Raw genomic sequence first — 12415 nt, forward strand, 5'->3', positions numbered from 1 at the left:
CTCAACGAGAAAGCCTTTTCTTTACTTATTCAGATAAGGTTTTAAATTACTTGTTTAAAGCCTGTGAAACCTGAACAGCGATAGCTACAGTTGCACCTACCATTGGGTTGTTACCCATGCCTAGGAAGCCCATCATCTCAACGTGAGCTGGAACTGATGAAGAACCTGCGAACTGAGCATCTGAATGCATACGACCCATGGTATCGGTCATACCGTATGAAGCAGGACCTGCAGCCATGTTATCTGGGTGTAGAGTACGTCCGGTACCACCACCTGAAGCAACAGAGAAGTACTTCTTACCCTGCTCGATGCACTCTTTCTTATAAGTACCAGCTACTGGGTGCTGGAAACGGGTTGGGTTGGTTGAGTTACCGGTAATAGAAACGTCAACACCCTCGTGATGCATAATTGCAACACCTTCACGAACATCATCAGCACCGAAGCAACGTACGTTTGCACGCTCAGTATCTGAGTAAGCCTTGGTGTTAACAATCTTCAGCTCTGAAGTGTAGTAATCGAACTGAGTCTGAACATAGGTAAAGCCGTTGATACGTGAAATGATCTGAGCAGCATCCTTACCTAAACCGTTCAGGATAACGCGTAGAGGCTCTTTACGTGCCTTGTTAGCGTTACGAACGATACCGATAGCGCCTTCAGCAGCAGCAAATGACTCGTGACCAGCTAGGAAGCAGAAGCACTTGGTCTCGTCACGTAGAAGCATAGCGCCTAGATTACCGTGACCTAAACCTACCTTACGATCCTCAGCAACAGAACCTGGAATACAGAAAGCCTGTAGACCGATACCGATTGCCTCAGCAGCATCAGCAGCAACCTTGCAGCCCTTCTTAATTGCGATAGCTGCACCAACGGTATATGCCCAGCTTGCGTTCTCGAAAGCAATACCCTGAATATCCTTAACAGTCTGATATGGGTCTAAACCGTACTGAGCGCAGATTTCCTTACACTCTTCAACAGACTTAATGCCGTACTGAGCTAATACACCATTGATTTTATCAATACGACGCTCATAACTTTCAAATAATGCCATCTTTTAGTACCTCGTTACTCGTGTCTTGGATCAATATACTTAGCGGCATTATCCCACTGGCCGTAGTGACCGCGGATCTTGTCTAAACACTCTTTGCCAGATAACTCTGGGTGAGCCTTTAACAGATCCATTAACTTGCCAAGATTTACGAACTCGTAACCAACAATCTCATTGTCCTTGTTTAAAGCTACGCGAGTTACATAACCCTCAGCCATTTCTAGATAACGTGGACCTTTATCCTTGGTTGCGAACATGGTACCAACCTGACTACGTAGGTTCTTACCTAAGTCCTCAAGAGAAGCACCGATTGGAAGACCACCCTCAGAGAATGCAGTCTGAGTACGGCCGTAAACGATCTGAAGGAATAGCTCGCGGTATGCAGTGTTGATAGCATCGCAAACTAAGTCAGTGTTTAAGCCTTCAAGTAGGGTCTTACCGATAAGGATTTCTGAAGCCATAGCAGCAGAATGAGTCATACCAGAGCAGCCGATGGTCTCAACTAGAGCTTCCTGAATGATGCCGTCCTTAACGTTTAAGGTCATCTTGCAGGCGCCCTGCTGAGGAGCACACCAACCCACACCGTGAGTTAAACCGCTGATATCTTTGATTTCTTTAGCCTGAACCCACTTACCCTCTTCAGGAATAGGAGCAGGACCATGGTATGCACCCTTGGTTACAGGGCACATATTCTCTACTTCTTTAGAATAGATCATTGGTGGTACCTAATTTGAATGTGTTCAATAAATGTTATTTTCATGTTGTAGAACATCTGATTATTTCTTATTTCCATGCTTTTTCACAGATTTGTTAAATCCGTTTTAAAAGCAAAATGTTCTAAAACACAAAGATTATAATACACACCGCTTAAAATTTCCAAAAACTTAAACTCAAAATTCTATTTTCTTGGTTTTGATTCCAGAATAATAGACTTAATTATGCGGAACCAAAATCAGAATTCGTTTTTTGGATTTGCACACAAATGATACATAAATCTAAAAGTGTGATCTAAACTTGCACTTATGGACTTTTTATTGTAAAAATTCTTATCGGACAAAATTTCGATAAAAAAACAAAACAGATTTGAAATATAAGCTGTTAATAAAACGATGAGTTAATTTTAAGCATTTCAAGGAATTTACTATGCTAGAGAGTGAAAATCCAAAGGGACCGCTGTTCTTTATGGTTCTTTCAAGAACACCATTTATTCTTCAGATTGTATGCGGTCTGATTCTAGGTATATTTGCAGCTTATGTTTATCCAGATGACACTACCGTAATTCCAACATTCGGTGTTATCTTCGTTAAGGCACTGAAAGCTGTTGCGCCTATACTGATTTTCGTTCTTGTATCAGCAGCAATTGCAAAGCACAAATCAGGAATGCAGACCAACCTCAAGCCAATTATTGCACTTTACTTCGCAGGCATGGTTCTATCCGGCGGTCTGGCTCTTGTAATGAGCTATATGTATCCAAGCACCTTCAGTGAGCTGGCATCTAATGCAAATGTTTCCGCTCCTCAGGGTATCAAGGAAGTTTTAGTAAACTTCGTAACACAGGCTGTTGAAAATCCTGTTTCAGCATTCATCAACGGTAACTTCGTAGCAATTCTTCTATGGTCAATTGCTCTGGGTATGATGTTCAGATACTCACACGACAATACCAAGAGAGTATTAGATGATCTTGCAATTGCAGTATCCGGTGTTATCCGTATGGTTATCCGCTGTGCACCTCTTGGTGTATTCGGTCTGGTTTACTCTTCATGTACACAGGAAGGTGGCTTTGCCAACCTGCTAAACTATGTTCATGTTGTTGTAGTGTTGGTTGTTACAATGCTGATTATTGCTCTGATAATCAACCCTATTCTTGTATTCATTACTACCCACAAGAATCCATATCCACTGGTTCTAAAGTGTCTAGCTAAATCAGGTACAACAGCATTCTTCACCAGATCATCAGCAGCAAACCTGCCAGTTAATCTGGCTTTATGTGAAGAGTTAGGTTTAAACAAGGCTACCTATACTATTTCAATTCCTCTGGGCTGCACCATTAATATGTCAGGTGCCGGTGTAACCATCGTTATTATGACCATGGCAGCTGCCAATACATTAGGTATCCATGTTGATTTTGCCTCAGCATTCCTAATGTGTATTGCCTCTGTTCTATGTGCCTGTGGTTCTTCAGGTGTTGCCGGTGGTTCTTTAATGCTGATTCCTCTGGCCTGTTCAATCTTTGGTATTCCAAATGACATTGCAATGCAGGTTATCGGTATTGGCTTTATTATCGGTGTAGTTCAGGATTCATGTGAAACAGCTCTGAACAGCTCTACCGACGTTATCTTCACAGCTGCAGCTTGTGAAAGAGCAGAGAGAAAAGCTAACAACTAATTATTTGACTTTTTCAAATTTTAGAACCTCCAGATAGCTGAGAAATACAGCATTCTGGGGGTTCTTGTCTTCTAGACCCCGCATTAAATCTAGCATCTTAACAGTTAATATTTTTATCTAGGTCACAGTTTCATACAAAAAAACGCTTGAAAACGTTGATACATCTAAGATTTGATGTATAGTCACTTAAAACAACAAACAATCACAAAGGAAATATACTATGAATAAAACTCAACTTGTTGATGCTATTGCAAAGACTAGTGGTCTAACTAAGGTTGATTCAAAGAAGGCTGTTGAAGCTTTCCTAGAGTCTGTAGAGGCAGCATTAGTTAAGGGTGACACCGTTCAGCTAATCGGTTTTGGTACTTTCAAGGTATCAAAGAGAGCTGCTCGTCAGGGTCGTAACCCAAGAACTGGCGAAGTTATCAAGATTGCAGCAAGCAAAGTTCCTGCATTCTCAGCTGGTTCCGCTCTAAAGGACGCAGTTAACAAGAAGAAGTAATTTCTTTTAAATTCATATGGGAAGCCAGAATTGTTAAAATTCTGGCTTTTTATTTTGGATTCGACAAATCTCTATTTCAGTAAAAAAAATGACGATAAATGTGATCTAAATCATGTATAATAGCCTCCGTTTGTGTATATATCCATGTAACTCTGATTAGAGATTATTAAAATAAAGACAATTTAGATGTGGATGCCAGATCTATATTTAAATTGGAGAGAGTAAGATAGTGAAGACAGTATTTATTGGAATTGCAGGCGGCACTGGTTCAGGAAAATCAACCTTTACCCAAAGACTCAAAGATTATTTCGGTGATAATCTGACAGTTATCTATCATGATAATTACTACAGAAGACGTGATGATCTCAGTTTCGATCAGCGCAAACTCATCAACTACGATCACCCAGATTCTCTTGAAACCTCTCTCTTAATTGACCACATCATTCAACTCAAAAACGGACAGGACGTCGAAGGCCCTCTATACGATTTCGCTCAGCACAACAGATCGGATAAAACAGTTCTTATCAAACCATGTAAGGTCATCATTGTTGAAGGAATTCTGGTTCTGCATGAAACTCTTTTAAGCGATCTGTTTGACTATAAAATTTACCTTGATGCCGACGCAGATGAACGAATTCTGAGAAGAGCAGCAAGAGATATCAAGATGAGAGGAAGAGAGCTTCCTGATATCATCGCCCAGTATCTTTCTACTGTTAAACCAATGCACAATCTGTTTGTTGAACCAACAAAGTCAGTTGCTGACATTATTATTAACAGTGCTCTGAATGAAGCTGCATTCGATATTGTCAAAACCAAAATAGAAAGCATCATCTCCACAAAAGAAAACTGATTCTTAAACCACAACCTAGAGTATAAATATGGCAGCAATACTTAATCTTTTGGGAATGGCTCTGATTATCGGAGTAATGTTCCTGTGCTCAAACGGCAAAAAGCAAATCAAATGGAAGATGATTGTAAAGGCACTGATTGCTCAGTTCATTCTCTGCATCATCTTTATTAAGGTACCAACAGGTATCTGGATAATCGAAAAGATTTCCGATGCCTTTACCGTCGTTCTAAGCTACGGCAGAAACGGTCTTACATTCGTATTCGGACCTCTGATGGATATTGAAAAATCAGGCTTTATCTTCCTGTTCCAGGTTCTGACAAATCTGATTTTCTTCGGCGCTCTGGTAAGCGTTCTATCCTATCTTGGAATTTTAGGTCTGATCATTAAGGTTATCGGTTCTGCTGTTGGTAAGTTTGTAGGTACCACCCGTGTTGAAAGCTTCATTACTGTAGCCAATATGTTCTTAGGTCAGACAGAGTCTCCTCTGCTTGTTGCAAAATACCTTGAGAGCATGACCAAAAGTGAAATCTTCGTAGTAGTTGTTGCCGGTATGGGAAGTATGTCTGTTTCAATTCTTGGCGGATACAATGCCCTCGGTATTCCTATGCAGTTCCTGATTCTGGCATGTACTCTGGTTCCTTTTGGCTCAATCATCATGGCAAAGATTATTTACCCAGAGCAGGAAGAAGTTGCTATTACCTCTAAACTTGAAATCGACAGAAAGGTCGCAGGCTGTAATGTAATCGATGCCTTAGGCAACGGTGCAATGGACGGTATCAAGCTCGTATCTGCAATTGCAGCATCCCTTGTTGCTATCGTAGCTGTAGTTGCTCTGATTAACGGTATCTTATCCCCAACCGGTGTAACCATTGAGAAGATCTTCAGCTGGATTTTCTACCCTATTTCTTTCTTTATGGGATTAAATGGTGAATACACCGATTTTGGTGCTCAGCTTTTAGGTTCAAAGCTTGTTTTAAATGAGTTCGTGGCCTTCTCTGATCTAGCTCCAGCTCTGTCAGGCATGGATTACAGAACTCAGGCTGTTCTGTGTATCGCAATTGCTGGTTTTGCCAACATTGGAAGTATGGCAGTATGTGTAGCTTCAATCGGCTCACTATTCCCTCCTAAGAAAACAATTTTAGCTCAGATAATTGTAAGAGCTCTGGTTGCTGCTTTCGCACTGAACCTGTTTAATGCATTCTTAGTAGGCTTTGTACTGACCTTCGGTTAACAGTCTATTCTTAAAAAATATAAGAAGCTAATATTCACTGATGCTGGATATTAGCTTTTTTTATTTTCAAATCACAGCCTGTATAATCTCCGTGCCCTATATTCTCCAAATAAAACTCAATTTCACTACAGACTACCATTTTGACGAAGACTAACGATTTTCTTTTTTTCATTAAGATCAGATTTGTTTTGAAGATTTCTCCTAAAATCTTTTATAATTGCCTCAAAAAAATTCAGGTAATTTAATGACAACACTAGAAATCTTTATAACCGCAGTTGCCCTTTCTATTGATGCATCTGTATGCTCTGTAATCTACGGAAAGAAACAGACCTGCTCTGAATCCAGATTTCGTCATGCACTTAGTATGGCCTTCACCTTCGGCTTTTTCCAGTTTCTGATGCCTCTGATAGGTTTTATTGGAGGAGCATCAATCATTGATTTAATCGATGAGTATGACCACTGGCTTGCTTTTATTCTGCTTACAGGTGTAAGTATAAATATGCTCAAAGAAGCTTTTGAAGGAGAAACTCAGGAAGCAAAACACATCAGTTTCATGATCCTGTTAAGTCTTGGAATAGCCACCTCAATAGATGCTCTAGCAGTTGGATTTTCATTAGGTCTTACCAGCAATCCAAGAATCCTGTACGCATCTCTTATCATTGGAATAGTCTGCTTTATGATTTCCTTTGGAAGCTTTATGGCAGGTCAGCAGCTTTCAAAATTCAGAAGACTCGATAGAGTACTTAATGTATTAGGAGCTCTTACCCTGTTTCTAATCGGAGTAAAAATCCTGTACGAACATGGAGTCTTCTTATAAAGACTTTTTAAGAAAAAACATATAACAATACACAATATTACAGAGACGAAAAAGGCGCAGAGTTTTACCAACGCGCCTTCTTTGTATTCTTTAGAAAAAGAACTGATTAGGAGTTCTTTTCCTGCTCCATAGCTGCTGGTGATTTTGGAAGAATAATCATCTCACCGTCATCCTCATAGGATGGAGCCTCAATTTCAGAATCATTCTTATCTGAGGAGGAAATACTGATATCCTCACGATCTTCACGGAACGCTGTTGCTAAAGATGAACTCTGAACCTGACTGTCAGCCTCATCAAGATGAGTCTTACCAAGGACAATCTCAGCCAGAGCACGCTCCTGCATACTTACAGCAACATAACGGTTGGCAAGATCACGCATACACTGCAGGAAAGTCAGATACATCTCAGAGGAATGCATGGAAACATGTTCTCTGCCGATAATAGAAACAAGCTCCATCTGACACTTATCAATATCACGGTTAAGTTTCTTGGCATGCTTAACAACAGACTCAACATTTGATGCTGACTGTTTAACCTCAATGGCACGAAGATCATCAACCAGTCTGTCGATTCTCTTAACCAGATCAAAAAGACTGTCCTTCATGGCTCCGCCGAAGATAGTATGACGGTTGGCAACATGGTTCACAGCCTGATCAAGAGCATAATGAACAGACTTGGAAGCCTCTCTTAAATTTGAGAATACCAGATAGAAGAAGAATTTTGCATCATTGGTACTGCTGGATACCTGATTCTTAACAGGCAGAAGCTTCTGCTCAGAACCTACAGCCAGAGAGTAGTAGGCACTTCTTTCAATGGAAATGGCATCAGCGATATTAGAAGCCTTGTTTCTTACCTTGCGAAGACCGAATTCGTTATCCTCAAAGAATGCATCCAGAGCAGTCTTGATACAGGTGATTTCCTTTTCATAATAGCTTGGTACAGTTGAAGCTACACCGTTTAGAATCTCACGGTCAGACTTGGCAGAAAGAATTGAGCTTACAGCAGCAGTCTGAGTCTTTCTGATGAAATTGGTATAAATAATCAGAGCAAATACACAAGGAATTAGGAACAGAGCTGCATAAAAGCCCAGATTACACAGAATAAAGTTAATGAAGGCAGCAAAGCTGAAAGCAGAAATACCGGTTAAGAACCAGCCTGCAATCACAGTTACCACACCAGAAATTCTGTAAACAGCACTCTCTCTATCCCAGGCACCGTCAGCAAAGGAGGAGCCCATTGCCACCATGAAACATACATAGGTGGTAGATAAAGGCAGCTTTAATGAGGTTGCAATTGAAATCAGGGTTGCTGCCACAACCAGATTTACAGAGGCTCTAACATAGTCAAAAGGCAGTCTCTCCTGACCTTTAACTACAGCAGGCTGTCTGTAACGGTGACGAATAAATTTAGCTGAGTTATTAGGAACAGTTCTGTATACAGCACGGGAAACACCTAAGCCCATTCTGGTAATGATTCGACCGATGGTTGAAGCACCGAACTGCTCACGGGAACCTGAGGTTGATGAGGACAGATTGATGGAGGTCTGAACCACCTGACGTGCCTTCTTACTTACCCACAGGGTCAGACACATTACAGAACCGGCTAAAAACAGCCAGAACGTACTGGTAACATTATTCTCATTAAGATGGCCCATGAGGAATGACTCATTGCCTGAGGCATTGGCAGACCAGAACTGATAGCTGTCTAAAGCAGCCAGAGGAACACCCACGAAGTTTACAAGGTCGTTTCCTGCAAATGAGAAAGCCAGAGCAAAGGTACCGGCAAGAATAATCAGTTTGAACACATTTCCCTTAAGCAGCACAATAAGCTGACCTAACAGGGAGAAACCGATAAACAGAGCCCACATAATGGTATTGAAGTGAGTATCGATATAGGCCAGATACTCAGGCTTCATAAAGGAAGCTCCCTTGGCTCCCTTGATAACCAGGAAATAGGAGATGGCTGTCAGAGAGAAACCGCAGAATATACCGCCAAGATAACCTATAGTTCTGTCGAATCTGAAGGTAAACAGAAGTCTGCAGATAAACTGCACCGCCATACCGGTAATAAAGGCCAGAACTACAGAAAGCAGAATTGCAGAGACAATGGTTGCGGTTCTGTCCAGCTTAATATAATTAAAGATATCTGATAGAGGAAGGTCTGTTCCATACACCTTGTAAAAGGAAGCGAAAGTTGCAGCTCCTAAAAGCTCGAACACAATTGATACGGTGGTGGAAGTCGGAAGTCCGAAGGAATTGAACAGGTTTAAAAGCAGAACATCAGAAATCATTACTGCTGCAAAAATCAGCATTATTTCCTCAAAGGAGAAGAGCTCGGGGAACAGCATTCCCTTTCTTGCAACTTCCATCATTCCTGAGGAGAAGGTTGCTCCGCACAGCACACCAACAGATGCTACCAGCATAATTACAAATAAAGGAGCTATTCTTGTGCCGACTGCAGAATTAAGGAAATTAGCAGCGTCATTACTTACACCCACAAAAAGATCCAAGGTGGCAAGAAGCATGAGCATAACTACTAAAACTAAGACAATTGCTTCAAACATATTTTTCCTAATTGTGTTCTATATTTTTTGTGAATTTTAGCATAAGTTGCCTTGGTTTTGGCTAGCCTTACTGTTCAATGTATTAGACAGTTTTCATTCATAAAAAAAATCAGGAAAATCCGGTGAGAAAATAAAAAAAAGTAACATTTTACTAATTGTGACAAATATCTCGTTATTTTGGTTCAAAACGTCATTTTTTTTAGAAAATTTGAGAAATTGAGATTGCAGATCATATAATGAAAAGAAAATTTTTAACGTCAAATAAACGTAAAAAATATTATGGAACACGACTTACAAAAAGATATTATCTACACCCGAATAAAAGAAATGATTGTTAACGGCACATTTGCCATGGGTGAAAAGATCTCTGAAAGAACACTTGAGCAGTCATTAAAGGCAAACAAGGCACCTATCAGAGATGCTCTGAAAAGACTTCAGGCTGAAGGTCTGGTCGTGCGTAAACCAAAAAGCGGAACCTATGTTTTCTCTTTATCCCAGAAAGAGCTTTTAAATCTTTTAAACTTCCGTTTTGTCATCGAATCTCAGGGAATGATCCTCTCTTTTGGTCAGAACCAGGAGAAACTGATTGAAAGAACCGAGAACATCATTATGAAGATGAAATCTGCCCTGGCCTTAAATCAGGGTGATGTCTATCTGCAGCAGGACTCTCTGTTCCATGAGACTCTGGTTTCTCTGTGTGAGAACAACTACTTTATTACCTCCTTTGAAAGAATCTCTGCAATCATGGATACTGCCAGAAACTTTTTAGGCAACAATCTTGAGCATATGCAGAAATCAATTGTTGAACATCAGAATATTGCCAATGCAATCCGTGAAAAGAATATCGGACGTGTAGTGGAACTGCTGCGCGAGCATATTCTTCCGGAGTTTGGCGCCTACTGGAAAAACTTCAACCTCTCTGATGCAGACTGATCTTAAAAGCGGTCAGTCTTTCAAGGCTTTATCAGCCATGCCATAATTCCACACAAAGAATTTTTAAATATTATGTTTTTTGTGTGGCAAAAATTTTTCTTTTGTGAAAAAATACACACGGAAAACAATTGGTAGCTTTGGGCTGAAAGAAACAGCCTTATGCCATGCTGCTAGTGCGAATAACCAAACAGCGTCAGCTGTTTTTCGGAGAATCCAAATGATCTCAGCATGCCTTTTAAATGAAGAAGACGATACCCTAGCTATCGTTCCTATTAAAACAACAGAGCCTCTGCCATCAGATGTAATCTGGCTGGATGTTAATCAGCCTGATGAGGAAGAACGCAGCTGGCTTGAAGCCTTACTTGTAGAAGATGTCCCTGAAGAGGACGAGATGGATGACATTGAGTCATCATCACGTTTCCGTGTAGGTCCTGACGGTGTACATATTCTTTCCTTATTCCCACAGAGAATTTCAAACGAAACTCATGGTGTGAACATGTCTTTCACAATGAGAAAGAATCTTCTGATCTCTTTCCGAGAGGATGATATTTCCATTGTCAGACTACTTCGCTACTACATAAGACATAATAAGGTTGATATACGTTCTGCTTTAGATATCCTGGTAAAACTTCAGGAGCTTAAAGTAGATCAGTTATCTGATTTGATCGAGGATGCGTACAGCACTCTGGAAGAAACTTCCGATCAGATAACTGATGAACAGCACGTGGATGAAACCCTGGAGGAGCTTGTCAATCAGGAGGAGTTGAACTCCCAGATTCTGCAGGCACTTCACGATACCAGAAGAGCTTTAAGATTCATCAGAAAGACTTTCGGAAGTTCACTTGAGGATCGCCAAATTAGAATTCTGGATGAGGTTTTAACCGATATTGAGTCTATTCTGCCTCACACCTCATTTATTTCCAATAAGATCAACTTCCAGCTGGAAGCTTCGATGGGTTATACCAATCAGAAGCAGAACAGCATCATCAAGATCTTCTCAGTGGCTGCGGTAGTGTTCATGCCACCAACCTGGATTGCATCTGTTTACGGTATGAACTTCAAAACCATGCCAGAACTTGACTGGTACCTAGGTTACCCATTATCCATTGGAATGATGATTCTGTCTGCAGCCATAACCTATTTCTTCTTCAGAAAGAAAGGCTGGCTATAGTAGGACTCAATCAACACTGATTCACAGATTCTAGATATGACTAAGGCTGAGATTCTCAGCCTTTTTGTATTCGTTTCCCAAACCATAACAGACAGAAAAAATACTACTTAATCAGTCCCTGTTCTTTTGCTCTTTTTACAATTTCCTTAAAAGCAACAACGGAATCATAGGCAGTAGAGTCTGCTAATCTTAAAACATCCTCTTCAGAAAGATAAAGAATACCGGAAACCTCACTCTTCTGTCTTACTGTTATGCTGTCAGTAATGGCAAGGTATAGATATCCGTAGAAATAACGCATACCGCTTTTGGAGATAATCTTATGAGGACCGAAACAGTGGAATTCACAGGAATGCATATTAGCATCTACACCAATCTCCTCTAAAAGCTCTCTCTTGGCACTTAATATTTCATCCTCGCCATGCTGCATGACTCCACCGACCACAGCGTCAAAAGTACCAGGAGAATAATCCTTGCAGAGGGTTCTGATTTCAATAAGAAACTTACCGCTATGATCCATTACCGCAATATAGGAAGCTCTGTGAGGAAGCTGGTCTTTTCTCATTTCCTGACGGGTAACAGTCTTGATGATGTTATTATCCTCATCGACAATATCTACTAATTCTGTTGCTGACATGATTAATTCTCCAAATTATCAGAAAAAAGCATATAATTTGTGCGTTGAAAAAACAACGGATTTTTTATGGAAAAAGAAAACAGAAACGACATAATCTCACTTGAGGAAAAGATTGCCTGGCTTGAGGATATCATCGACAGACAGTCAAAAGAACTAAGTGATTTATACGACAAGATGGATAAACTGGAGCGACAGTTTAAGGTTCTTTATTCTAAAGTTGGAGATCCTTATGCAACCCGTTCCCAGAAGGATGAAGTTCCTCCTCCTCATTATTAGTCTCAGGG

At 40.5% G+C, this 12415-nt stretch carries 11 protein-coding genes and 1 pseudogene; 8 read left to right on the forward strand and 4 right to left on the reverse strand.

Going from position 1 to position 12415, the window contains the following annotated elements; all coding sequences use genetic code 11:
- Positions 1 to 46: 46 nt before the first annotated feature.
- On the reverse strand, positions 47 to 1048 hold the full coding sequence (locus tag BM308_RS06415) for a GGGtGRT protein (protein WP_074943846.1): 1002 nt from the start codon (positions 1046 to 1048) through the stop codon (positions 47 to 49).
- A gap of 14 nt (positions 1049 to 1062) precedes the next feature.
- Positions 1063 to 1761, reverse strand: a complete 699-nt coding sequence (locus BM308_RS06420; protein WP_074943848.1) for an iron-sulfur cluster assembly scaffold protein — start codon at positions 1759 to 1761, stop codon at positions 1063 to 1065.
- Between the two features lie 427 nt (positions 1762 to 2188).
- On the opposite strand from BM308_RS06420, the gene sstT reads away from it, so the two are divergent.
- The 5 genes and pseudogenes from sstT (at position 2189) to BM308_RS06445 (ending at position 6830) form a co-directional block, all read left to right on the forward strand.
- Positions 2189 to 3430 carry a serine/threonine transporter SstT gene (sstT, locus tag BM308_RS06425; RefSeq protein ID WP_083425480.1) on the forward strand — a complete coding sequence of 414 codons (1242 nt, stop codon included), beginning with the start codon at positions 2189 to 2191 and terminating at the stop codon, positions 3428 to 3430.
- Between the two features lie 214 nt (positions 3431 to 3644).
- A pseudogene (locus BM308_RS06430) lies at positions 3645 to 3932 on the forward strand (HU family DNA-binding protein); the annotation flags it as partial.
- 229 nt (positions 3933 to 4161) lie between these two features.
- Positions 4162 to 4782, forward strand: coding sequence for a uridine kinase (udk, locus tag BM308_RS06435; protein ID WP_074943852.1), 621 nt, complete (start codon positions 4162 to 4164; stop codon positions 4780 to 4782).
- Positions 4783 to 4810: 28 nt separating this feature from the next.
- Positions 4811 to 6013 (forward strand): NupC/NupG family nucleoside CNT transporter, encoded by a 1203-nt coding sequence (locus tag BM308_RS06440; RefSeq protein WP_074943853.1) that lies wholly within the window; start codon positions 4811 to 4813, stop codon positions 6011 to 6013.
- Positions 6014 to 6257: 244 nt separating this feature from the next.
- Positions 6258 to 6830 (forward strand): manganese efflux pump MntP, encoded by a 573-nt coding sequence (locus BM308_RS06445; RefSeq protein WP_074943855.1) that lies wholly within the window; start codon positions 6258 to 6260, stop codon positions 6828 to 6830.
- Positions 6831 to 6936: 106 nt separating this feature from the next.
- Here BM308_RS06445 and BM308_RS06450 read toward each other — a convergent pair whose 3' ends face one another.
- Positions 6937 to 9393, reverse strand: a complete 2457-nt coding sequence (locus tag BM308_RS06450; RefSeq protein ID WP_074943857.1) for an inorganic phosphate transporter — start codon at positions 9391 to 9393, stop codon at positions 6937 to 6939.
- A gap of 279 nt (positions 9394 to 9672) precedes the next feature.
- On the opposite strand from BM308_RS06450, the gene BM308_RS06455 reads away from it, so the two are divergent.
- Together BM308_RS06455 and corA are read left to right on the forward strand one after the other, a co-directional pair.
- The gene (locus tag BM308_RS06455) at positions 9673 to 10326 is read left to right on the forward strand and encodes a GntR family transcriptional regulator (RefSeq protein ID WP_031491146.1); all 654 of its coding nucleotides are present in this window, start codon (positions 9673 to 9675) and stop codon (positions 10324 to 10326) included.
- Positions 10327 to 10543: 217 nt separating this feature from the next.
- Positions 10544 to 11497 carry a magnesium/cobalt transporter CorA gene (gene corA / locus BM308_RS06460; RefSeq protein WP_074943858.1) on the forward strand — a complete coding sequence of 318 codons (954 nt, stop codon included), beginning with the start codon at positions 10544 to 10546 and terminating at the stop codon, positions 11495 to 11497.
- Between the two features lie 103 nt (positions 11498 to 11600).
- Here the strand turns inward: corA and BM308_RS06465 are convergent, their stop codons facing one another.
- A complete protein-coding gene (locus BM308_RS06465) occupies positions 11601 to 12131 on the reverse strand; it encodes an NUDIX domain-containing protein (protein ID WP_074943859.1) in 531 nt (176 codons plus the stop codon).
- Positions 12132 to 12197: 66 nt separating this feature from the next.
- Between BM308_RS06465 and BM308_RS06470 the strand changes: the two genes are divergently transcribed.
- Positions 12198 to 12407, forward strand: a complete 210-nt coding sequence (locus BM308_RS06470; protein WP_074943861.1) for a SlyX family protein — start codon at positions 12198 to 12200, stop codon at positions 12405 to 12407.
- The last annotated feature ends 8 nt before the right edge of the window (positions 12408 to 12415 follow it).

Source organism: Succinivibrio dextrinosolvens (assembly GCF_900116345.1).
Classification (GTDB): Bacteria; Pseudomonadota; Gammaproteobacteria; order Enterobacterales; family Succinivibrionaceae; genus Succinivibrio; species Succinivibrio dextrinosolvens_B.

What these genes read in the sequence shown, in the direction of transcription:
- BM308_RS06415 (WP_074943846.1), bottom strand. Translation starts at nt 1,048, where the DNA reads ATGGCATTATTTGAAAGTTATGAGCGTCGTATTGATAAAATCAATGGT.
- BM308_RS06445 (WP_074943855.1), top strand. Translation starts at nt 6,258, where the DNA reads ATGACAACACTAGAAATCTTTATAACCGCAGTTGCCCTTTCTATTGAT.
- BM308_RS06465 (WP_074943859.1), bottom strand. Translation starts at nt 12,131, where the DNA reads ATGTCAGCAACAGAATTAGTAGATATTGTCGATGAGGATAATAACATC.
- BM308_RS06450 (WP_074943857.1), bottom strand. Translation starts at nt 9,393, where the DNA reads ATGTTTGAAGCAATTGTCTTAGTTTTAGTAGTTATGCTCATGCTTCTT.
- corA (WP_074943858.1), top strand. Translation starts at nt 10,544, where the DNA reads ATGATCTCAGCATGCCTTTTAAATGAAGAAGACGATACCCTAGCTATC.
- BM308_RS06440 (WP_074943853.1), top strand. Translation starts at nt 4,811, where the DNA reads ATGGCAGCAATACTTAATCTTTTGGGAATGGCTCTGATTATCGGAGTA.
- BM308_RS06470 (WP_074943861.1), top strand. Translation starts at nt 12,198, where the DNA reads ATGGAAAAAGAAAACAGAAACGACATAATCTCACTTGAGGAAAAGATT.
- BM308_RS06455 (WP_031491146.1), top strand. Translation starts at nt 9,673, where the DNA reads ATGGAACACGACTTACAAAAAGATATTATCTACACCCGAATAAAAGAA.
- BM308_RS06420 (WP_074943848.1), bottom strand. Translation starts at nt 1,761, where the DNA reads ATGATCTATTCTAAAGAAGTAGAGAATATGTGCCCTGTAACCAAGGGT.
- sstT (WP_083425480.1), top strand. Translation starts at nt 2,189, where the DNA reads ATGCTAGAGAGTGAAAATCCAAAGGGACCGCTGTTCTTTATGGTTCTT.